Below are 20409 nucleotides of genomic sequence, written 5' to 3' on the forward strand. Positions count from 1 at the left end.
GGTGGGGTCGATGGGCGTGCCCGGCGCGGGGACCGGCGGCAGCGGCAGCCCGGCCAGCAGCATGGACAGCCGGGGCGCGAGCGCCAGCCCGGCCAGCCCGAGCCCGGCCGCACCCGCCCCGATGGAGCGTACGGGCAGGTCGGTGAGCAGACCGACCAGTGCGGCGGGCACCGCGTACACCGTCACCGTGGCGACGCCGAGGAACAGGCCGGGGCCCACCCCGGCCCCGCGCCAGGCCAGGATCGCCACCGCGCCCAGCAGGGCCGCGCCGAGCAGCAGGTTGGCCCAGCCGTAGTGGTCGGGCACGAAGAGCATCCCCGCGGTGGCCGCCAGCGGGAGCGCGCACCCGCCCAGCACCAGCGCGGTCCCGCCGTCGTCGTACAGGCGCGCCAGCACCGTGCTCGCCACGACCAGCAGCACGGTGACGAACAGCGCCACCGCACCGCTCACCCAGCCGGGAGCGGCATCGGGCGCGGCGAGCAGTCCGAGGCAGCCGACCAGCGTGGCGGCGACCGCCAGCACCGACCCGGTCAGCCGCGCCGTGCCGGGCGTCCAGCCCCGGTAGTGGTCGGCGTCGGCGATGGCGACGTTGTACATGATGTCGTCGAACAGCGGTGTGGGAGCGATGTGTTCGGCGCTCTCCAGCATGAGCAGTTCACCGTCGCGCACCCCCTGCTCGGTCAGGCTGAGCGAGTTGGCCAGGGGCGGTTCACCGATGCGGGCGAGCACCCATTCGTGCGGTTCGACATCCTCGTCGTCGTGGTCGAAGTCGTTGGCGCGGCTGTGCTGGGCGACCATGTCGACGACGCTGGGAATGACGAGCGCGACCGGCACATCGAGCGGAATGGCGGTATCCACCTGGGTGTGTTTGGCCAGGATGGTGACCCGTGCCAGGTCGGGGGCGCGGACGGTGCCGCGGGCGTCGTCGAGTTGATCCATTCGCGCGTTCACGCTGTCGCCAACTTTCGCTGTCACCTCTTTATCGGCGAGTTCGCCGATTCGCGGCGACGCCGTGATGTGCGGAATTGCTGCCCGCACTGTACGTCATGTCGGATGCTGGCCGTACACTGAGGCCGAATTCGGCAGTCTGGTCACGAACCCTATGGGGGATTTCCGTCAGATGAGCACCGTCCGGTTTCAGCGCCGTCCCCGCCGGGAGGTTCCGCGTTCTCCCGGCGGAGAGGTGACATTGCAGCCGCCGCCGGAAATTCCCCGGAACATTCCCGCGAATCTGTTCACCAAACTCATGCCGCTCGTCATGGTCGTGGGCATGCTCGGCATGGTGGTGCTGCTGTTCACCTCCGGCAGCGGGATCGCCACCAATCCCATGAGCCTCATGTTCCCCATGATGATGGTGGTGTCCATGGTCGGCATGTATGCCGGGCAGGGCGGCAAGGGACAGAAGGCGGCCGAGGCCGACGAGGACCGCAAGGACTATCTGCGCTATCTGGACCAGGTGCGTCGGGATGTGGCCGAGACCGCCGCGCGGCAGCGCGCCGCGGTCCAGTGGAGCCATCCCGAGCCCGGCCTGGTCTGGATGCTGGCCGGGACCACCCGCATGTGGGAGCGCAGGCCGGGTGACAAGGACTTCTGCCATGCGCGCATCGGGGTGGGCGGGCAGCGGCTCGCCACTCGGCTGGTCGCGCCGGAGACCGGGCCGGTGGAGGAGTTGGAGCCCATCGCGGCGGTGTCGCTGCGGCGGTTCGTGCGCACCCACTCCACCGTGCCGGACCTGCCCACCGCCATCGCGGTGAAGGGTTTCGCGAGTATCCAGCTGGGCGGCGATCGGGCGCAGGCGCGGGATATGACGCGCGCGATGCTGTTGCAACTGGCCATGTTCCAGGGCCCCGACCAGGTGCTGATCGCGGTGGTGTGCGGTCCCGACACCGCGCGCGAATGGGAGTGGGTGAAATGGCTGCCGCACAGCCAGCATCCGGAGGCGTGCGACGGCGTCGGCTCCGAGCGTATGGTCTACGGCTCCATCCGGCAGGCGCACGCGGGCCTGCGTCCGCTGCTGCACAACCGGATTCGCTACTCGCGCAATCAGCCGCCCGACCCCGCCCTGGTGCAGGTGGTGGTCGTGGTGGACGGCGGGCTGCTGGAAGCCGACGAGGATCCGTTGCGGGAGACCGGATTCGAGGGGGTGACCGTCGTCGACCTGTGCAATTACGCTCCGCGCCTGGCAGTTTCGCGCGGTATCCAGATGGTGGTGGAGGACGGTGAGTGTTCGGGCCGGGGCGCGACCGGGGCCATGGAGCGCTTCGCCCGGATCGACCGGGTCACCGCGCGGGAGGCGGAGCGGGCGGCACGGCGGCTGGCTCCGTATCGGCCGGTGGTGCAGCGCGGAACCGAACCCACCGGGGACGAGGGGGAGGTCATCTCCTCCTGGGCGCAATTGCTCGGTCTCGGGGATATCGGCGGTTTCAACCCGGAGCAGGCGTGGCGGCCGCGCTACGGCCGGGAGCGACTGCGGGTGCCGTTCGGGGTGGGGGCCGATGGATTGCCGGTCGTCCTCGATATCAAAGAGGCCGCCGAGGGCGGAATGGGCCCGCATGGTTTGTGCATTGGCGCGACCGGTTCCGGCAAATCGGAATTTCTTCGCACATTGGTGCTTTCGCTGATTGCCACCCATTCGCCGGATCAGCTGAACTTCGTCCTCGTCGACTTCAAAGGCGGCGCGACATTCCTCGGATTGGACGGGGTAGCGCATATCGCCGCCATCATCACCAATCTCGAAGAGGAAGCCGATCTGGTGGACCGCATGCGCGACGCCCTGGCGGGTGAGATGAATCGCCGCCAGGAACTGTTGCGCGCGGCGGGGAATTTCGCCAATGTGTCCGAATACGAGAAGGCCCGGGCGGCCGGGGCGGATCTCGACCCCATGCCCGCGCTGTTCGTGGTGCTGGACGAATTCTCCGAACTGCTCTCCCAACATCCGGACTTCGCGGAGCTGTTCACCATGATCGGGCGGTTGGGCCGGTCACTGCACGTGCACCTGCTGCTGGCCTCGCAGCGGTTGGAGGAGGGGCGGCTCAAGGGCCTGGAGAGTCACCTGTCCTATCGGATCGGACTGAAGACCTTCTCCGCCAACGAGTCCCGCCAGGTGCTGGGGGTGCCGGACGCCTACAACCTGCCCAACAATCCCGGCGGCGGCTACCTCAAGTCCGATTCCGGGGAGATCGTGCGCTTCCAGTCCGCGTACGTGTCCGGGCCGTATGTGGGCGGCGGGTCGCACCGCGAACCGAGCGTCGGCGGCGGGACGCCGGCGGTCGATGTGGCGGCGCGACCGTTCACCGCCACGCACGTGGACTACCGTGCGGGCGACTATCTTCCGGCCGCGCCGGAGCCGGTGCTCGACGAGCCGGCACCCGACGCCGAGCAGATCTCGAACCTGCAGATGCTGGTGTCCCGGGTGCGCGGACACGGGCGGGCGGCGCACGAGATCTGGCTGCCGCCCCTGGACCACGCCCCGACCCTGGATCAGCTCATCCCCCGGTCGGTGCTCACCGGTGAGCACGCCCCGGTGGCGACGCTGCGAGCGCCGATCGGCATCGTGGACCGGCCCTACGATCAGCGGCGCGATCCGCTGGTGGTGGACCTGTCCGGATCGCGCGGGCATGTGGCGGTGGTCGGCGGACCGCAGTCCGGCAAGTCGACGGCGCTGCGGTCGCTGATCATGGCCATGTCGCTCACCCATACCGCCGAGCAGATCCAGTTCTACTGCCTCGACTTCGGCGGCGGCACCCTGGTCGGGCTCCAGGGGCTGCCGCAGGTCGGCGCGGTGGCGAGTCGGCTCGACGCGGACCAGGTGCGGCGCACCGTCGCCGAGATGGTCACCCTGGTGCGCCAGCGCGAGGCGCGGTTCCGGCAGCTCGGCATCGAATCCATGGCGGAGTTCCGGCGGTTGCGCGCCGACGATCCGACGGCCAGCCCGGCCGCCGCCGGAGCCCAGCAGGATCCCTTCGGCGACGTCTTCCTGGTCATCGACGGCTACGGCACCTTCCGTCAGGAGTTCGAGACCCTGGAACAGACCGTCATGAACCTTGCGGGCCAGGGGCTTTCCTACGGTGTGCACGTGGTCATCACGCTGGCGCGATGGCCGGAGGCGCGACCCGCGCTCAAGGATCAGATCGGCACCCGTGTCGAACTGCGCCTCGGCGATCCCATGGATTCGGATCTCGGCCGCAAATTCGCCGCGCTGGTGCCCATGGGGCGTCCCGGTCGCGGTATGACGCCGGACTGCCTGCACATGCTCACCGCGCTGCCGCGGGTCGACGGCGTCTCCGATCCGGTGACCCTGGGCACCGGCGTGGCCGGGGCGGTGGCGGCCATCGCCGCGGCGACCCCCGGCCGGGCCGCGCCGCCGGTGCGCATGCTGCCCGAGCGGCTGCCGCGCGAAGACCTGCTGCGGATGGCCGGGAACTGGCCCGCCGACGTGGACCCGGGGGCCGCCTGCCTGCGCTTCCCGATCGGCATCAACGAATCCGAACTCGCCCCCGTCTACCTCGACTTCGCCGCCAGCCCGCACTTCCTGGTCATCGGCGATTCGGAGTGCGGCAAGACCACGCTGCTGCGCGCCCTGGTGCAGTCCATCTGCGCCGCGAACACCCCGGATCAGGCGCGGCTCATCGTGGGGGACTACCGACGCGGCATGCTCGGCACCATCCCGCAGGGCTACCAGGCCGGATACGCCTCCACCGCACCGCAGTTCACCCAGAACATGACCGATCTGGCCGCCTACGTCGCCCAGCGCACGCCCGGGCCGGACGTCACGCCGCAGCAGCTCAAGGACCGCTCCTGGTGGTCGGGGCCCGAACTCTACGTCATCGTGGACGACTACGACCTGGTGGCCACCTCCTCCGGCAATCCGCTGCACGCCCTGGTGGACCAGCTCGCACATGCCCGTGACCTGGGCTTCCACCTGATCGTGGCGCGGCGGTCCGGTGGTGCGGGGCGTGCCATGTACGAGTCCACGCTCAATCGCATGAAGGAGCTCAATTCGGCGGCGCTGATCATGAGTTGCAGCCGGGACGAGGGCACCCTCGTGAGTTCGGTCCGCCCGTCGCCGCAACCGCCGGGGCGCGGCACCTACGTCACCCGCGCCGCCGAGGAGCTCATTCAGCTCGGCTGGCTGCCGCCGGTGTGATGACCGTCGACCTGGTTGTCACGGAGAGGCGCGTGCGGGCCTGTACGCGCGAAATTTGTTGGGACGGACCGCCGACCGTCGCCCCGGCCAGCGCCGGAACCGGGCTGACGGCCGGTGTGCCGCCGAGCCTGGGGGCCTCGCTCGTCGCCTTCGCCGACTCCGATCGAATCGCCTTCGCGCACCGGGCTGCCGGGGACACGAGGGGGTATCTGGGCCGCGACGGGTACTGTCTGCCGACCGTGGTGGACGCCTGGACGGCGGTGCTGCGGCACGCGCTGACGAGCCTGCGGCTACCCAGCCCGGAGCTGTCCGGCCCGCAATTATCGAGCCTGCGGCTGTCCGGCCCACAGCGGATCACCGCGGCCTGTCCGACAGCCTGGGGCGCGCGTCCCCTGGCGGTCTTGCGCGCGGCGGCGAGGCGATGCGGCGCGACAGTCGAATTCGACACGCTGGCCGTTCGCGCCGCCAGCGCCGAGCCAGCCACCGGCTACGAGCAGCGGGTCCTGGTCCTCGAATTCGGCTCCACGTCCACCACGGCGACCGTGGTCGCGCGCACCCCGAACAGCGCCCGGATCGAACGCTGCGAATACGAACCGTTGAGCGGCGCCACCGAATCGTTCCAGCGCGGCGCGACCGAACCGTTCCAGCGAACCGCCGCCGACGGGCTCGCGGAACTGCTCGAGCGGGCGGTGGACGACTGCCCGCCCACGCGCACCATCGTGCTCGGCGAAAGGGAGGCGGTTCCGCCGCGGACCCTACGCGCCCTCCTCACGACCGGCCGCCGCCCGACCGATATCCGCTGGCTGGAGGACTCCCGGCTGTCCCGCGACCCGGGCGCGTAGTTCGCGCCGCGCCGCGAACCCGCCCGCATCGAAGCGGAGGACAAATTCACCACAGCCACGGCCCAACGTCGCTGCGCGGCACCGGGAATCGGCGTCGACGAGCAGCCTCGACCGCTGCTGTTCGGCCAGCAGCATGGGGGTGGTACGGATGGAGTGGTCGTGGTCGAGCGGCATCCCTCGGCGGGCGTCAATCGGCGACAGGGGTCGCGAGCGCGCCCCGAGCAGGTGACGGAGGCCCCGGCTGTGGACCGGGGCACCCGCGGGGGTCGGGCTGCCTCAGAACAGGCCCGCGAGGGCGGTGTCCTTGGCCTGGAGTTCGGCGTTGCCGGTGCGGACCAGGGTGGCGGCACCGGAGAGGGTGGCGTTGAGCTGGTCGGTGTGCGAGCGCCAGGTGCGCTGGAGATCGGCGAACGCCTCGTTGGCGTCACCCTTCCAGTTGTTGGCGACGAACTCCTCCACGCTGCGGTGGAAGGCCTCGAGCTGGTCGCGCAGGTTCTCCGCGCGCTTGATGATGGTGTTCGCGTTCTGCTCCACGCCCGCGAACTGGGCGGAAATGATCTGACCCATGGAGCCTGCCATAGCTGTGTCCTTACTCGGGAGGTCGAGAGTTTCGGGGGAGGTCGAAAAGAGGCCGGGTGTGCGGTGGGCTACACCGGGGGCAGGTCGAGGCTGGAGACCTGCGCCTTCACCTGGGCCGCGTAGTCGAGGTCGTGCTCCTCGTAGTTGGAGCCGGCCTTGATGAGGCTCTCGGCGGTCTGCATCAACTTGTCGTTGAGCCGGTCGGCCTGGAAGTAGTAGCGCTCCATGAAGGCGTTGAAGGCGTCGGCCGCGCCGCCCTTCCAGTTGGAGCCGGTGGTGATGGCGTCCTCATCGGCCTTGAGCTGACGGATCTGGCCCATCAGCATCTCGTGCGTCTTCTTGAACTCCTGGGCCTTGACCTGGATGAGCTCATTACTGGCCTCGAATGCACCTGCCACGGTGCCTCCTTTCGATTCGCGGGCGGACGACCCGTACACAGTCTTGGACGCGGGTCACGGCCCTGCGGTTCCACCCCTGTTTCAGCAATTTGTCAGCACCCTAGCCGACGCGCGGGGTGTCTGACCAGCCTTGATGCGCGAATATCAGGCGGTTCGGCGCGAGACTAATCCCACATTGAAGCCGACCGACCAGCACCTGATCACGGTGCGTGACTACCAGCTATTGGCCAGCGTCGCGTACTGGGCGGCAGCTCGCTGATGCGCGTCCGCGAGCTGATCGCTCTCCACGGTCGCCACGTACCGGCGATAGCTCACCGCGCACCGGAACCGTTTGATGTCGTAGTCGTCCTGGATCGGGCTCTCCCCGCACACCGCGTGCGGAATCCCGGCCGGAGCGTCCGCCGGTTCCGGATACGCCTTGTTCAGGATCACCGCGACGAGATCGTCGGCGGCCGCGGTATCCCGGGCGCGGAACAGCATCGACGCGCTCGACATGGCACTGGTCACCGCGAACCGGTCCACTCCGGCCTCGGCCACGATCGGCGACCAGTGCCGCTGGTCCGCGGCGAGATGCAGGAAGCCGCGCGCTCCCACCACGAATTGCGTCTTGGTGTCCGGGTGGCCGAAGCCATCGGGATTGAGGGTGCGCCGCAGCATGCCGTCGGTGTCGTACTCGAGGCGCAGGATGTCCTCGCGGCTCAGCGGCGGCAGCTCGTCCAGCAGTGGCAGCTGAGCGTCGAGCATCTTCTCGGTCAGGGCGGTCAGCTGGGCGAGGTCGGGATCGCGCACGCGCAGCAGCAGATTCACCACGTAGTTCGAGCGCGCCACCGCGGTGCCGAGACTGGCTACGCCGGGACGCCAATGCGCGTGCGCCTCAGGATATTTCGACAGCGTCACCGGCTCGTTCTCGGCGGCCGCCACCGCGAAGTCGGCCGCCTCGATCTCCTGGGCGGCCGCGGCCGCCGCCGCCTCGCTCGGGAACTGGAGCACCGTCATGGTGACGGCGTCGGCGTCCTTCGGTGTCTTGTCGTTCTCGTCCGTGTCCTGCGAGGCGTGGCCCACCGCGTAGCCGTACAGCAGGCGATGGGTTTCCAGTATCGGCTGGGTGACATCGGCCAGCAGTTTGGTGGCGGACTCGGCGTCGGTGATGGCCAGCGTGCCGGTGGCGTAGGTGAAGCGGTCGTCGAGTTCGAGCCCGTTCGCCACCTGTCCCGCCAAGCGCATGACGGCCAGCTTGGTACCCGCGCTCAGGTCGTTGTAGTAGGTGTAGCGCATATCCAGCGGTTCGGTCGGATACGTGCCGACATCCAGTGTGCGCACATCGATTTCGCCCGCCGCCGGGGTGCCGTCGACGGCAGCGCAACCCGCCGCCGCGCAGACCGCCGCCACCAGGGCCGTGAGCCGGATACGTCGTGAAAACATGGTCATCCTCGGCGTGGTGTCGTACTGCGGCGTCGTCATTCGCTGTTGACGAGCAGGGCGTACTGCGCGGATATCCGCTGCTGGGCGTCGAGCAGCTGATTGGCCGCGACCTCGGCGGCATAGCGGCCGTACGAGACGTAGCAGTAGTAGGCGATCTCGAAATCGTTCGCGGTGACCGCGTGGCGGCACTGGGCGTCGGGCAGTCCGGTCGGTGCGTCGACACGGACGAACTTCCGGGTGGTCTCGGCCCGGTCGGCGACGAACTCGCGGGCGGCCGCCGCGTCGCGGGTGCGGTAGACGTACGCGCCGCGCCAGGCCACCCGATCCACCCCGGTCCGCTCGAACAGCGGTGCGTCGAGTTCGGGCGCGATGGAGATGTGCAGCCCGCCCTGTCGTTCGTACACCCCGGGAATGCCGCGCTGTGCGCCGTCGTCGAGCACGGTGAACAGCGAGCGCGCCAGCACGCCGTCGGGGTCGACCGGCAGCTGGGTCAGCTGATCGACCGGGGTGACCGGGAATTCGGCGACCCGCGGCGCGATGGTCTCGATACTGCGTTCCACGCGTTCGATCAGCTTGGCGTGATCCGCTTCCCCGAGTTCGGCCATGACCGAATCGAAGACATAGGTGAAGATGACGAATCGGCCGGTGGCGTACCAGGATCGAATCTGCCCGGGGCCGGAGATGTTGTCGGTGGTGTAGGCGACGGCCTCCGGATAGCGCGGAATCGTCACCGGTGTGTTGTCCTCCGACGCGGCCAGATCCAGTTCACCCAGCGCCGTGGCCGCGGCCGTGGCCGCCTGTTCGTCGGAGAAGATCAGGACCAGATTGTCCAGCTCGTAGGACAGGCTCGGCATATCGTCGGACCGGCCGGTGGTCACGAACCCCGCCACGAATCCCGGCGCGGCCTCGCGCATGGCGTCCTTGTCGGCCGTGGTGCGCGTCCCGATGGCGGAGGTGTCGAAGCCGATGAACGGGCGGATGGCGCCGCCCATGGCGGAGGCCGCGTATTTCGCCTCGGGCATGATCTCCCACGGCAGCGGCAGGTAGTTGGCGAGCCGTTCGGCCTCGACGAGTTTGGCCAGCTCGATCTCGTCGGCGGTGCCGTAGGGCTTCGGTTCGGTGTCGAAACCGCCGACATCGAGGGAGGCCAGATCGACGGCCGGTTCCGGGATCGGCGGGCTCTCCGGCTCCGATCCGCAGGCGCTGGTCAGCGCCACGGCCGCCGCGAGTCCGGCGGCGCACAGCGCACGCTCCAGTAGACGCATGGGCTCCCCTCCCTACACCGAGTCGCGGGTGTCGCGGGCGACTCGGCTGCTGACGACGTGCCCCACCCTACTTCACGCGGCTCTGGAGTACCGGTACGAGTTCGGCCAGCAGGACGCGCTCGGAATCCGCCGTCCAGTTGCGCACGGCCGCCACCGCCGCCGGGGTGTCCAGCGGAATCACCACCGCCCGCGAGCCGGTGATTTCGTGGGGCAGGCCGAGAAGTCCACCGCCGCCGGCCTTCTCGTCGCTGCGCACGGCGATGATGTAGGAGTCGGCGGGCGCTTTCAGCGAACCGTACTCGGTCGCCGGGCGCGGTGAGGGCTCATCGCCCTGCCGGGTGAGGTCGAGGTTGTAGACGAAGCCCAGATCGGCGAGGAACTGGGTCTGCGGGGTGCCGCCGAGGTAGATGGAGAACTTCCGCGACTCGGTGACGTCCACCATGGTGATGGTCTTGCCGTGGAAGGCCGGATTCGCCTCGCGGGCCTGCTCCAGCGAGGTCAGCGCGATCGCCGTGGTGCTGGAAGGTGCTGCCGCCGTGGTGGTCCCGTCCCCGGTCGGGGTGTCGTCGCGCAGCGACCAGACGCCGATCCCGGCGGCGAGCGCGACCGCCACCGTCGCGGCACCGGCCCCTACGAGCAGACCCCGGCGGCGCCTGCCGGGCGCACCGACCACCCGCCCGGGCTGGGAGACCTGGGTGGCCATATGCGGCCCGGACTCCTGCGGGCCCGTCAGCATGCTCGGCGGTGCGACCTGCACGGGATATGTGGGGGAGGTGGTGGTGCGGACCGGTCGGTAGCCGGGGGTGAGGGCCTCGGCCGCCGCGTCGGCGAGTTCACGGCAGCTGCCGAAGCGGTGCGCCGGATTCTTGGCCAGCGCCCGGGCGATCACGTGGTCGATGGCCTCCGGCAGATGCGGGTTCACGGCCGTGGCGCGCGGTGGCGGCTCGTGCAGGTGACCCATCATGACCAGTGCGGGTTGCGTTGCCGGATACGGGTTCTGGCCGGTGAGGAGCTTGTAGAAGGAGCAGGCCAGACTGTAGATGTCGGCGCGGTGGTCGAGCGGCTGTCCGGCCAGCTGCTCCGGCGGCGCATAGGCGATGGTGGCGACGAAACTGCCGGTCTGGGTGAGTTCGATGGTGTCCTCGGTGGACTTGGCGACACCGAAATCGGCCAGCAGGGCGCGCTCCTCCTCGTCCCCACCGGCCGCGGAGAGCAGGAAGTTGGCGGGTTTGACGTCGCGGTGCAGCAGGCCCTTGCGATGCGCGTAGTCCAGGCCGCGCCCCACCTGGGCGATGATATTGAGCGCCCGCAGCGGGGTCATGCTGTGCGGATCGCGCTTCTGCTCCGCGGAGGCATCGGTGCCCTCCACGTACTGCATGGCGATCCACAGCTGGCCGTTCTCCTCGCCGCGATTGTGGACCGACACGATATTCGGATGATCCAGTCCCGCGACGATATTCGCCTCGCGTTCGAAACGGCCACGGAACTCGCGGTCACGTGACAGATCGGCGCTGAGTACCTTGAGCGCGTCCATGCGCGGCAGTTGCGGGTGTTTGGCCAGGTAGACGGTGCCCATGCCGCCGGAGCCGAGCACCCGTTCGATCCGGTATCCGCCGACGATGGTGCCGGGGCTCATCGCCATAACTCGCGAACTCCTGGTCGACTGGGGGCCTTCGATGCTCTCGGCGAGCATACTGGACGGCTTCGCGGAGAGGCTCGGCAAAGAAATCCCGGTCCGAACGCGACAGTGGGCGGCCACGTAACCTGATGCTGTGCTGAACCTCGCCCGCCGCCCGTCGTTCCGGGGCCGATTCCTGTGATGGATCGGCAGGTCGAGGTGGTCGCGGGCAGTCATGTGCTCACCCGGGTGGCGGGTGCCGTCATTCTGGTGGCGCATCGGGAGAGCGGCAGACTCACATCCGAATCCCGGGCCGCCGTCGCCGCCCGGGCGCTGGGTGATCTGGTCGCGGAGGCCACCGAGGAGGCTCCCGACGGTCCCGGCCGGCTGGTCGCGCGGCAGGCCACCCGGTGGCTCATGAAGGAGGCCGAGCGGATCTCGCCGGGGCAGTCCGTGGACTTCGGGATACTGTCGGCCGCCGACACCGGCGGTGTGGCCGTCTTCCTGCACGGTGCGGTGACCGCGGTGCTGGCCGGACAGTCGGTCGAGTACTACCGGGGTAGTGACGCCGCCTTCACCGTGGACCGGGTCGCCGAACATCCGGCGCTGGCCGCGGCGCTCTATATCGACGACGGCCGAGGACGGGTGCCGGAACTGCCGCAGCGAGGTATCGGCTCACTCGTCGAGGGTGTCGCGCAGGCCGGTGGCGCGGTGGTGTGGTTCGAGGGCGAACCGCTGCCGGTGCGTCGGCGGGCGATCCCGTCGCACGGGGTGGAGTTCGGGGGCGGCGGGCGGCACAGCGCCCCGGAGCCGGGTGAGTCGCCCCGGGGTCGACATGCCGCGCCGCCACCGACGGCCGCCTTCGATCTGATCACCGATCGTGCTGTGCCGGAATACGATCCGGATCTCACGCCGACCCGCACCTCGACCCAGCTGCCCGCCGAGTTCGAGGTCGCCGAGGGTGCGTCGACGCAGTCGGGTGCGCACACCGACCCGGATGCCGGTGCGGTCGGCGGTCACGGCTCGAGTGCGAACCTCGGCGCGGGATCACAGTCCGTGCCGCGCACCGGTCCCGCCGGGGCGCAATCGGATTCGGCCGATACCGGTGACTTCGACCCGCACCGCGCCCCGACCGAGCTGGGTGGCACCAATCCCGCGCCCACACCGGACCCGGATCTGCGGCGCCGCCTGGATGCCACGGCCAAGGCCACGGCCCTCACCGTGAAGGTGCTCGGATTCAGATGCGCGCGTGCGCATCCCAGTGATCCTCGGTCGGCGTTCTGCAGTGTGTGCGGGATGCCGGTGGACCAGACCCAGCCGCTGGCCGAGGTGATCCGCCCGCCGCTGGGCATGCTGCTGCTCGACGACGGCATGACCTACATGCTCACGGCGGATGCGGTGGTGGGACGCGATCCGGAGCAGTCCGAGGCGGCACGGGCGGGCCTGGTGCCGCTGCGCGTCGACGACGCCTCCGGGGGAATGTCCCGCGCGCACGTCGAAATCCGTTTGGTGAACTGGGATGTCACGGTGGTCGACCGCGGCTCCACCAACGGCACCCGCGTCCGCCTGCCCGGCTACCACGACTGGGTGCGGCTGCAACCCCACCAGCCCATGGCGCTGACCTACGGCGCGGAGGTGCTGCTCGGCAACCGCGTACTGCGCCTGGAACCCGTCGCGCCGCCGCCCTTCGGGTAGTCGGGTGATGCGTCGCGACAGCGCGACCGCCGCTAGCTGTAGCGCGCGTCGCAGGTGTTGCGGCTGCCGAGCACTCCGGCGCGGAACGCGTCCACCCGGGAGAATCCGCTCGGCACGGTCTTGCCCTCGGTATCGCTGGCCGCCAAGCCGTCGGTGAGCAGACCGGAGACCGCCTCGTCCAGATCGCCGGGGGAGAGTGTGATGCTCGCCTGGGTTCGCGTATCCGGATCGGCCAGTTCCGCCGTGATCACCCCGGCCAGGCAGGCGGCCCGCAGGCCGGTCTTCGCGCCGGTGAGCCGTTGACCGGCGGCGTGCTGTACGGCCAGCGCGTAGCGGGAGATGAACACCACGTACGCGTTGTAGTCGCCGGTCACCTTGACCGGAAGTCCGTCCTGCTCTTCGGCATCGGCCGCCCCCCGATCGGCGAGCGCGGACAGGTCGGTGCCGATGGTGTTGGTGGCCGGGCAGTAGGTCACCGGCACGGTGTCGGCGCCGTTGCGGCAGTCGAGATTCGCGGTGTCGTAGTCGTACTTGGGCTCGTCCGCGATCGGCATGATGGCCGCCATGGCCTTCGCCAGCTCGGTGAGAGTGCCCTGGCCGACTTCGGATTCGCCGCGGTTGGCGTCATCGCCGAAGTCCTGCGGCAGCTTTCCGCGTCGGCTCTCGATCTCGGCCATATCGATGGCCTTGCAGCTCCTGGCCCCGTCGGTGAAGCCGATCTGCACCGCCGTCACGCGTTCGAAGGCCGAACCGTGCACGCTATCCGGATCTTCCGGATCGGAATCGCGGATGGCCACGGTGGCGGCCAGCACCGAGTTCAACCCGTCGGAGGTGTTGATGGTGAAGTGCTTCGACTTGCCCTCGGCCACATGCCGGATGAACGCCCCCGCGAAGCAGTCCGCCTGCTGTTCCTTGACGATCACCGGATCCTTGCGGCCGAGCAGCTTGGCCATGGTCTGGATGGCGTGGCCGTACTCGTGGGCCATCACCATCACCACCGACATCTGTCCGAAGGTGTCCTGCATGGTCGGCAGCAGCACCGCGCGGTCCCAGCCGATGGAATTGTCGAGGCGGCAGTACGCGGCATTGACCAGCCGGTAGGTGGTCTCGTCGCAGAAGCGCACCGCCTGGGCGCGAGGGGTGCGCGCACTCCACGACACGAAGGTGTTCACCGGCGTGAACTCGTTGCCGAACTCCTTCGGATACTCCTGCTGCCAATAGGTCTGGATATCTTCCAGGGCATTGAGGACCAGTGTGTCGATGGCGCCGCCGTCGGAGTTGGTGGCGGTGAGGGGGGAGTCGGGCACGCCCGCGCGGGGGCCGTTGGGTCCGCTGGTGGTGGGCAGACCGGCCACTTGGAACGGATCGTCGTAGATGGATACGGCCCGACCCTCGACGGTGAATGTGCATCCGGCCAGCAGCGCGGCCACCAGAGTGAACACGGCCAGGGCCGCCGCTGTCCGGCCGCCCGGTTCGATCCGTCGCGAGGATCGGCCGGTCGTACGGCGCATCGACACATCCACTCCCTTGCCAGCCGACCAGTTCCCGCCCGAGGGTAGACAGCTTGCCGCTCGGGGCTCCGCCGAAGTCCGGGCAATCGAATAGTATCCGCAGCATGTCTTTACCGGGGGCGCAGCAGATCACCGTGCGTCATGAAGGAACCGATCGGGTCTTCGACGCGAGTCAACAGGTCACCATGGGACGGGCACCCGAGGTGGCGCTGTTCGTGGACAGCCCTCTCGTGTCGCGCGTACACGCCACCCTGTCGTTTCAGGGGGGCGCCTGGGTGCTCACCGACAACGGCAGCACCAATGGCGTCTTCGTGGACGCTCGCAGGCTCACCATGCCGCTGGCCATTCACCGGCCCACCCAGGTGCGCCTGGGCGACGCCATCACGGGGCCGCTGCTGCATCTGCTGCCGCAGGCCGCCCGCGGGGGGAGCGGGCCGACGCCGAACCCGGCCGCGCCGCCGCAGCAGCAGTGGCCGCCGCAGCAGCGTCCGCCGGAACCGCGCCGCACCCCGCCGCCACCGCAGCAGCGGCCGCAGCCCTACGCGCAGCCGCACGCCTTCCGGCAGCCGACGAATCAGCCGCCGCTGCATCGGCCGCCGTCACAACCGCAGCACCAGCCGCCCGCGCAGCACCAGCCGCCCGCGCATCAGCAGCCCTCCCATCAGCAGCCGCAGCACCGGCTGCCGTCGCAGCCGCAGCAGATGCACCGCCCGCCCTCCACCCCGCAGCCGGAGGTGCGTCCGCCGTCGATGCCGCAGCCGGAGGTGCGACCCCCGTCGGCGTCGCAGCCGGAAGTGCCGCTGCACGCGGGCGCTCCGGATGTCATGAATATGACGGCCAAGGCCGATGTCTCGGCCCTGCCGCCGGTGCGCGCCCGGGCCGCCGAAGGTCCCGTGGCGCGGGCGGATCGGCTGCCCGCGGGCGGGCTCACCATCGGTCGTACGCCGGACAATCAGATCGTCGTCAACGATCCGCTGGCCTCCCGCAAGCACGCCCGCCTCATCGCGGGCAATCAGGGCGGGCTGACCATCGAGGATCTCGGGTCGGCCAACGGCACCTTCGTCAACGGTCGTCGGCAACAGCAGGCCGAGCTGCGCGAACGCGATATCGTCACCATCGGCAATGTCGACTTCGTCGTCAAGGAGGGCACCCTCGTCCACCGGCAGCGGCCGGTCGCCGAGCAGGGACTGCACGTACACGGCATCGGGTTCACCGTCGAGGGCAACAAACAGCTGCTCGTCGATGTGAACATGCAGGCCGGGCGCGGATCGCTGACCGCGCTCATCGGGCCCTCGGGTGCGGGCAAGTCCACGCTGTCCAAACTCATCGCGGGCGCGACCCAGCCCTCGGCCGGTGTGGTCACCTTCGAAGGTCGCAATCTGCACGCCGAATACGACGCGCTGCGCTCCCGGATCGGCATGGTGCCCCAGGACGATGTGCTGCACCGCCAGCTCACCGTCAAGCAGGCGTTGGGCTTCGCCGCCCAGCTGCGCCTGCCCCCGGATACCACCAAGGAAGATCGCAAACGCGTGATCGACGGTGTGCTGGCGGAACTTTCGCTCACCCAGCACGCCGACACCCGCGTCGACCGGCTCTCGGGTGGTCAGCGCAAGCGTGCCTCGGTGGCCATGGAGCTGCTGACCGGTCCCTCGCTGCTGATCCTCGACGAACCCACCTCCGGTCTGGATCCGGCGCTGGACCGTCAGGTCATGACCATGCTGCGGGAGCTCGCCGACGCGGGCCGCACCGTCATCGTGGTCACGCATTCCGTTGCCTGCCTGGACATGTGCGATCAGGTGCTGCTGCTCGCACCCGGCGGCAAGACCGCGTTCTGCGGGCATCCGGGCGGAGTGCAGGACTTCCTGGGCACCAACGACTGGGCGGAGATCTTCGCCCGGGTCGCCGCCGATCCCGATCGCGCCTTCGCGAATTACCGGTCGCGCCAAGCCTTCGCGCCGCCGCCACCGGCGGTGAAACAGCTCGAACCGGTGAAGCCGCCGAAATCCAGTGGTTTCAAACAATTCTCGACACTGGCGCGCCGACAGGTGCGGTTGATCCTGGCCGACCGCGGCTATCTCATCTTCCTGGCGGTCATGCCGTTCGTGCTCGGCGGGCTGTCACTGGTGGTGCCGGGCAAGAACGGTTTCCAGAAGGGTGCGCTCACCCAGATGCCGGACGGCTCCTTCATGGTCGTCGGCGGCAGCGAATCCCAGCAGTTGCTGGTGGTGCTGGTACTCGGCGCCTGTTTCATGGGATCCACTCTGACGGTGCGAGATCTGGTGGGGGAGCGCGCGATCTACTTCCGCGAGCGCGCGGTCGGCCTGCGCTCGGGCGCGTACCTCATGTCGAAGGTGGTCATCTTCAGCATTGCCGCGCTGTTGCAGGCGGCGGTCATGCTGGGCATCGTGCTGGCGGTCAAGAAGGCGCCCGGTGCCGGCGCGGTCATCCCCAACGGCAGTATCGAGCTGTATGTCGATATCGCGTTGACCACGGTGACCTGTGTGGTGCTCGGCCTGCTGCTGTCCACGCTGGCCCGCTCCAACGAGCAGGTGATGCCGCTGCTGGTCGTCATCATCATGTGTCAGCTGGTGATGGCGGGCGGCATGATCCAGGTGACCGACCGGGTGGTTCTGGAGCAGGTGTCCTGGCTGTTCCCGGCACGCTGGGGCTATGCCGCCGGTGCGTCCACGGTGAACATCCGTGAACTGTTCGCCGCCGCGCAGCCCGATGAGCTGTGGCAGCACGAACCGCGGATCTGGGCGCTGAACGTGGGCATGCTGGGTGTGCTGGCGCTGGTCTTCGCGCTGCTCACCTGGTCTCGGCTGCGGCTCAAGAAATCGGCCGCGTGACGGGCGCGCCGCGCGTGCCGACGGGTGAACAGGCAGACTGGTGGCTGTGACGGCTCGAGTTGGGGCAGTGCATCTCGGGTGGGATGTGGTGACGGCGGCCGCCGGCGGCGGTGGCACACCGATCCGCCCGGTGCAGGTCGAAGGCACATATACACCGCCCGCGTACCTATTGGCGGATTCATCCGGTCGGCTGCACACCGCCGGGGTGGACCGGCGTCCCGACGTCGGTATCGCCATCTCGGATGTGCGCGACATCATCGGTCACCCGCAGATCGTGGTGGCCGGGGCCACCTGGCCCGCCGAACTGGTGTTCCGGGCGCGGCTGTTCAATCCGCTGGCGGGTATCGGCAAGCATCTGGGCGGGGCGCCCGCGGTGGTGGCGCTGCCGTTCCCGGACGACTGGCCCGACCCCAAGGTCGACGAATACGCGCGCCTGGTGGAACAGCTCGGCGTGATCGTGGAGCCGCTGCCGGAGTCGGTGGCGCTGTCGGGATACGTGCGCGCGCTGAACCTGGTGCGCGGCCCCGAACCCGGCCCGGTGGTCGGCGCGACCGGCGTCTACTCCGACGGTCGCGGCTGCCTGGTCGTCGCCGTACACGGTGACGACGAGGAGCCCACCGAATCCATGGGCCTGACCATCCATCCGGAGGCCCTGCACGACGCCCGCGCCGCCGACAATGTGGTGATCGAGGTCATGGCCGCCGCCCGTACCATCGGCGCGGACACCTCCACGGTCCTGCTCACCGGCAATATCGCCTTCAACGACGCCCTACGGCTGGCCTTCCAGAACCACCTCGGCCACCGCCTCCAGGTCGCCGACCACCCCATGCACGCGCTGGTCCTGGGCGCGACCCACCTGCTGGCCAATGACATCGAGGCCGACGAGTACGCACCGGACCCCCGCCTCACCCAGCCCACGCCCGGACAGCCCGGATACGCGCAACCTGGCGGCGGTGCGGCGGGTGCGCGGCATTCGGCTCCGGGCGCGGGTGGATCCGCCACTCCGGGCGCGAGTGGAGCACCCGCCGGTGCGAGTGGGTCCGGCGCATCCGGTGGTGCGAGCGTGTCCGGCGCGTCTGCCGCTGGAGCCGGTACGTCTGCTGGTGCGGGCGGGCGCGGTACGTCCGGTGCGAGTGGATCCGGCACGACTACCGGTGCGAGTGGATCTGCCGTGCCTGCTGGTTCGGGTGGGGCAGCAGCCGCATCGACCGCCGCTGGTGCGGGTGGGGCCGCCGCGACGACGAGCGGATCCACCGGTGCGGGTGGTCGACCGGGGACGGGGACTTCCGGGCAGCGGGGCGCGGCCGAATCCGGTTCGGGCGCAATGGAGGTCGGTCAGCAGGCTGTCGCTGCCGCAGATCGACAAGCCGGGGCGGCCGTTGCGGGGCAGGTCGGGTACGGCACGGCGGCGGATTCCGCGGCCCACGGTGGTACGGCGGACCAGGCGCAGGCGGCGAGTCGCGCCGGGGGTGCGCAATCGCCGTCCGGCGGCATCGACCCTGCCGAAGGCCAGACTCGCCGGATGACCCAGGCCGAGGCCGCGCAGCTCGCGGCGCAGGGGCATGCGGCGGCCGCCCAGGGGCCGGGCGGAACGGCCTCGAATCCACCCAGCGGGGAGGTGCCGATCGCGTCGCCGTCGACGCGGGGACTGCCACCGGGGCTCGCCACCGTGGGCGGGCGCTTCACGCGGCCACCGGGGACGCCAGCCGACGATCAGACGACCGCCGTGGTCGGGCAGCAGCCCGGTCAGGCAGCGGGGCAGGGGAATTCGCCCACCGGGAGTGGTGGGCAGCCGGGTGGTGCGAGTGGTGCTGCCGGTCAGGGCTATTCGGGACAGGACTACTCAGGGCAGGGTTACGCCGGACAGGATTACGCGGGTCAAGGTGCGGGTCCATACTCGCCGGGCCCCACCGCGCCGGGGCAGAGCACCGGCCCGCACGGGCAGGCCCCTACCGCACCCGGATCGGGTGCCGGTCCGTACGGACAGGCGTCCGGCGCGCCGGGGCCGAACGTTCCGTACGGTCAAGGTGCTCCGGGCCAGGGCACCGGCCCGCATGGGCAGGTCGGACCCGGTCAGAGCGCGGGAGCGCACGGACAGGCCACGGCGGGCCAGAGCACGGGACCGCATGGGCAAGTAGCGCCGGGGCAGAGCACGGGACCGCATGGCCAGGTAGCGCCGGGGCAGAGCACAGGTCCGCATGGGCAGGCAGTGCCGGGGCAGAGCACAGGTCCGCATGGGCAGGTAGCGCCGGGGCAGGGATACGGCTCCGGTGCCGGTGGCGCTTCGGGTGGTTACGGTCAGCTGGGGCAGTACGGGTCTGGTGGTGGGGGATATGGGCCGCACGGACCCGGCGGAACGTCCGCGGGAACCGGGGCGGGTCAGGGCGGAGCGATGTACGGTGGACCGATGCCGTCCAGCGGGCCGCAGTCCCCCCATCCGCTATCGCCGGACCGCGATGCCGACAGTTCGGATCGCGATGCGGCCGAGGGTGATCGCAAGCGCAAGGGCCTGTGGCGAAAGATGAAGGGCAAGCGCTGATGCGAAGGCGCTTCGGAACCCCTGCGGTCCTGGGTGCGGCCGCTTTCGCCGCGGTCACCCTGCACTCCGGGCATCCCGCCGACGACCTCGCGGCGACCGCGCGGGGGACCGAAACCGTGGGGGACTCCGACGCCGCATCATCCGGGTTCGGCACCGACGATGCGCTCTCCGGTGCGCATACGCGTCCGGCCGCCGCCGAAACACCCGCCACCACGGTCGACGCGACCGCGGTGGCCAGCGACTTCGACATCCGATCGGTCGAATACGACATCCCCGCGCCCGCCGTCCGGCCCGTGGGTGACTTCGGCTCCTGGCCCGCCGTGGACCGCACCGCCGAACCGGCCGGGGGCTCGTGCGCCGTAACCCCCTTCGTCACCCTCCCGCCGGCCCCCGGCATCGCCGCCATCAACGGCCCCGGGGTGGTCGAATGCACCCCCAGCGGCATCGACACCCTGCGCTACTCCATTCCCGGCCCCATCCGAGGCGCGGACCCGGGCCCGCCCGTCCAGATCTGACCCGCACTTCGACTCCTGACCGGTTCACTC

At 69.9% G+C, this 20409-nt stretch carries 13 protein-coding genes; 6 read left to right on the forward strand and 7 right to left on the reverse strand.

All coding sequences use genetic code 11. From position 1 onward, the window contains the following. Positions 1 to 975, reverse strand: a 975-nt coding sequence (gene eccD / locus ON31_RS05650; RefSeq protein WP_255221994.1) for a type VII secretion integral membrane protein EccD, incomplete at its 3' end; no start/stop codon positions are given. Positions 976 to 1120: 145 nt separating this feature from the next. Here eccD and ON31_RS05655 point away from each other — a divergent pair. Both ON31_RS05655 and ON31_RS05660 read left to right on the forward strand, forming a co-directional pair. Next, positions 1121 to 5146, forward strand: coding sequence for a type VII secretion protein EccC (locus ON31_RS05655; protein ID WP_039810105.1), 4026 nt, complete (start codon positions 1121 to 1123; stop codon positions 5144 to 5146). A gap of 32 nt (positions 5147 to 5178) precedes the next feature. Continuing rightward, complete coding sequence (locus tag ON31_RS05660) at positions 5179 to 5988, forward strand: hypothetical protein (RefSeq protein ID WP_147287047.1); 810 nt, start codon at positions 5179 to 5181, stop codon at positions 5986 to 5988. A 276-nt stretch (positions 5989 to 6264) separates the two neighbouring features. Here ON31_RS05660 and ON31_RS05665 read toward each other — a convergent pair whose 3' ends face one another. From ON31_RS05665 to ON31_RS05685, 5 genes are all read right to left on the reverse strand, one after another. Continuing rightward, positions 6265 to 6567 (reverse strand): WXG100 family type VII secretion target, encoded by a 303-nt coding sequence (locus ON31_RS05665; RefSeq protein ID WP_228808589.1) that lies wholly within the window; start codon positions 6565 to 6567, stop codon positions 6265 to 6267. A 68-nt stretch (positions 6568 to 6635) separates the two neighbouring features. Beyond that, positions 6636 to 6965 (reverse strand): WXG100 family type VII secretion target, encoded by a 330-nt coding sequence (locus tag ON31_RS05670; RefSeq protein WP_039810012.1) that lies wholly within the window; start codon positions 6963 to 6965, stop codon positions 6636 to 6638. 213 nt (positions 6966 to 7178) lie between these two features. Continuing rightward, entirely contained in the window at positions 7179 to 8387 is a 1209-nt protein-coding gene (locus ON31_RS05675) for a DUF7373 family lipoprotein (protein WP_147287049.1), read from the reverse strand. Between the two features lie 35 nt (positions 8388 to 8422). Beyond that, the gene (locus ON31_RS05680; protein WP_051036901.1) at positions 8423 to 9652 is read right to left on the reverse strand and encodes a DUF7373 family lipoprotein; all 1230 of its coding nucleotides are present in this window, start codon (positions 9650 to 9652) and stop codon (positions 8423 to 8425) included. A 67-nt stretch (positions 9653 to 9719) separates the two neighbouring features. Next, the gene (locus ON31_RS05685; RefSeq protein ID WP_039810018.1) at positions 9720 to 11294 is read right to left on the reverse strand and encodes a serine/threonine-protein kinase; all 1575 of its coding nucleotides are present in this window, start codon (positions 11292 to 11294) and stop codon (positions 9720 to 9722) included. Positions 11295 to 11471: 177 nt separating this feature from the next. On the opposite strand from ON31_RS05685, the gene ON31_RS05690 reads away from it, so the two are divergent. After that, the gene (locus ON31_RS05690) at positions 11472 to 12965 is read left to right on the forward strand and encodes an FHA domain-containing protein (protein WP_039810020.1); all 1494 of its coding nucleotides are present in this window, start codon (positions 11472 to 11474) and stop codon (positions 12963 to 12965) included. A 32-nt stretch (positions 12966 to 12997) separates the two neighbouring features. Here ON31_RS05690 and ON31_RS05695 read toward each other — a convergent pair whose 3' ends face one another. Beyond that, a complete protein-coding gene (locus tag ON31_RS05695; RefSeq protein ID WP_051036908.1) occupies positions 12998 to 14476 on the reverse strand; it encodes a neutral zinc metallopeptidase in 1479 nt (492 codons plus the stop codon). A 104-nt stretch (positions 14477 to 14580) separates the two neighbouring features. Here ON31_RS05695 and ON31_RS05700 point away from each other — a divergent pair, with 104 nt between their 5' ends. From ON31_RS05700 to ON31_RS05710, 3 genes are read left to right on the forward strand one after another with little or no spacing between them, the layout of a single operon-like run. Beyond that, positions 14581 to 17325: an FHA domain-containing protein gene (locus ON31_RS05700; protein ID WP_039810023.1), complete on the forward strand. Its 2745-nt coding sequence runs from the start codon at positions 14581 to 14583 to the stop codon at positions 17323 to 17325. Between the two features lie 46 nt (positions 17326 to 17371). Next, on the forward strand, positions 17372 to 19864 hold the full coding sequence (locus ON31_RS37745) for a hypothetical protein (protein ID WP_255221995.1): 2493 nt from the start codon (positions 17372 to 17374) through the stop codon (positions 19862 to 19864). Then, the gene (locus tag ON31_RS05710) at positions 19864 to 20379 is read left to right on the forward strand and encodes a hypothetical protein (protein ID WP_039810027.1); all 516 of its coding nucleotides are present in this window, start codon (positions 19864 to 19866) and stop codon (positions 20377 to 20379) included. Before ON31_RS37745 ends, ON31_RS05710 begins: the two co-directional genes overlap by 1 nt. The last annotated feature ends 30 nt before the right edge of the window (positions 20380 to 20409 follow it).

The organism is Nocardia otitidiscaviarum NBRC 14405 (assembly GCF_000308635.1).
In the GTDB taxonomy this organism is placed as follows: domain Bacteria; phylum Actinomycetota; class Actinomycetes; order Mycobacteriales; family Mycobacteriaceae; genus Nocardia; species Nocardia otitidiscaviarum.

Bases quoted from the DNA above. Each gene is read 5' to 3' on its own strand.
- ON31_RS05695 (WP_051036908.1), bottom strand. From the start codon at position 14,476: ATGCGCCGTACGACCGGCCGATCCTCGCGACGGATCGAACCGGGCGGC.
- ON31_RS05700 (WP_039810023.1), top strand. From the start codon at position 14,581: ATGTCTTTACCGGGGGCGCAGCAGATCACCGTGCGTCATGAAGGAACC.
- ON31_RS05665 (WP_228808589.1), bottom strand. From the start codon at position 6,567: ATGGCAGGCTCCATGGGTCAGATCATTTCCGCCCAGTTCGCGGGCGTG.
- ON31_RS05680 (WP_051036901.1), bottom strand. From the start codon at position 9,652: ATGCGTCTACTGGAGCGTGCGCTGTGCGCCGCCGGACTCGCGGCGGCC.
- ON31_RS05685 (WP_039810018.1), bottom strand. From the start codon at position 11,294: ATGGCGATGAGCCCCGGCACCATCGTCGGCGGATACCGGATCGAACGG.
- ON31_RS05675 (WP_147287049.1), bottom strand. From the start codon at position 8,387: ATGTTTTCACGACGTATCCGGCTCACGGCCCTGGTGGCGGCGGTCTGC.
- ON31_RS05690 (WP_039810020.1), top strand. From the start codon at position 11,472: ATGGATCGGCAGGTCGAGGTGGTCGCGGGCAGTCATGTGCTCACCCGG.
- ON31_RS05710 (WP_039810027.1), top strand. From the start codon at position 19,864: ATGCGAAGGCGCTTCGGAACCCCTGCGGTCCTGGGTGCGGCCGCTTTC.
- ON31_RS05655 (WP_039810105.1), top strand. From the start codon at position 1,121: ATGAGCACCGTCCGGTTTCAGCGCCGTCCCCGCCGGGAGGTTCCGCGT.